This window comes from Noviherbaspirillum sp. ST9, assembly GCF_048799745.1.
In the GTDB taxonomy this organism is placed as follows: Bacteria; Pseudomonadota; Gammaproteobacteria; order Burkholderiales; family Burkholderiaceae_D; genus Noviherbaspirillum.
Genome location: NZ_JBLWFR010000056.1, coordinates 1 through 798, shown reverse-complemented (window position 1 = coordinate 798; position 798 = coordinate 1). Strand labels below are relative to the sequence as shown.

At 62.9% G+C, this 798-nt stretch carries 2 protein-coding genes; both read right to left on the bottom strand.

Translation table 11 applies throughout. The features are described from left to right. Window positions 1-287, bottom strand: a 287-nt coding sequence (locus tag ACNOHI_RS24705; RefSeq protein ID WP_420477380.1) for a fasciclin domain-containing protein, incomplete at its 3' end; no start/stop codon positions are given. A gap of 263 nt (window positions 288-550) precedes the next feature. Further along, window positions 551-798: sigma factor-like helix-turn-helix DNA-binding protein (locus tag ACNOHI_RS24700; protein WP_420477379.1), on the bottom strand; the 248-nt coding region annotated here is incomplete at its 5' end.

The window sequence follows — 798 nt, the reverse complement described above, 5'->3', positions numbered from 1 at the left end:
AGGGTCGCCTTGTTCTCGGGCTTCACCAGGGTGTCGACGGTACCGGCCGGCAGCTTGCCGAACGCAGTGTTGGTCGGCGCGAATACGGTGAAGGGACCCTTGCCTTCGAGCGTCTCGACGAGACCGGCGGCCTTCACCGCGGCGACCAGCGTGGTGTGATCCTTCGAGTTCACCGCGTTCTGGATGATGTTCTTGGAGGGATACATCGGCGCGCCGCCGACCATCACGGTCTTTTCGTTGGCGTACGCGTTGATCACCGCAATGCTGCTCAGCGAGGTAGCGCCGATCGCGGCCGCAAGAAGAATTTTGCCGAACTTGTTCAAAGTAGTCTCCTGTGTCTGGATTGATGGTTGTAGCGAGATTGGCGTGAGCCGGGTCGGCATCGCGTGTCTCGTGCTTCGAAGTACAGAGCGTCCGAGAGTTTGTTTCAGTGCGATTCAAGAAACGCGCGATAAAAAATTGGGACCGGCAGCTGAAACTTGATGATGGCGAAGGCGTATCGGCGAGCACGCTACGCGCTCCCGATCGACGCGCGCGCGGGCAGGGTCCATCAGGCGGCGGTCTGACGGTTGCCGTGCGGGCGCTCGAGCGTCGCGCGCACGTCCATGAGGGCGCGCCGCAGCCAGGTCTTGATGGTGTTGGCGGGAGCGCCGAAGCGCTGCGCGAGTTGATCGCGGCTTTCGCCACGAACATAGGCCGCGACGATCAGGCGGCGCTGCAACGGCGCAAGCGCCTGCAAGGCCGCGAACGCATGGCCGTTTTCCTGCGAAGACTGAACCTGGTCGAGCGGGCTGCGGT